Here is a 506-nt window from a genome sequence, read left to right as displayed (position 1 = left end):
GTCGCGATCAGGTCGGTGCGGCTCAGGATGAACGGCAGGCTCATGAAGTGCGGCGTTTCGAGCACCGCGCGGCGCTGCATGCGCTGCTTCGCCAGATATTTCTCGAGCACTTCCTGGCTGCGACCTTCCGCGCGCACCACCGCGTGGCCACATGTGAGGAACTGCTCGACCGTGAACGGCGGCGTCTGCTCGAACGGATGGCCGCGCCGCATCAGGCAGACGAACCGGTGCGTGAACAGCCGCTGCTGAAAGAAGTTGTTGCCGTCGAGATCGGGGAAGTAGCCGACCGCGAGATCGATCGACCCGGCTTCGAGGCCGCGTCCGACTTCGTCGTGCGCGAGCGAGACCGAACGCAGGTTCGCGTGCGGCGCAAGCGTCGCGAACGCCTGCAGCAGCTTCGGCAGGAACACGATCTCGCCGACGTCCGACAGCGCGATCGAGAACGTATGCGTGCTCGCGGCCGGGTCGAAGTCGTGCGGCGCGACGAGGCCGCGCTCGATCTGCGC

Annotated in this window: 1 protein-coding gene; it reads right to left on the bottom strand. The window is 66.8% G+C overall.

Features of this window, described 5'->3' with window-relative positions:
- Nucleotides 1–506 (bottom strand): LysR substrate-binding domain-containing protein (locus A9Z05_RS31440; protein ID WP_256122137.1); only part of this gene is annotated, 506 nt, incomplete at both ends.

Origin of the sequence: Burkholderia sp. A2, from assembly GCF_001729305.1 — a bacterium.
In the GTDB taxonomy this organism is placed as follows: domain Bacteria; phylum Pseudomonadota; class Gammaproteobacteria; order Burkholderiales; family Burkholderiaceae; genus Burkholderia; species Burkholderia sola.
The sequence above is the reverse complement of the archived record's forward strand: the minus strand, read 5'-3'. Positions and strand labels throughout refer to the sequence as shown.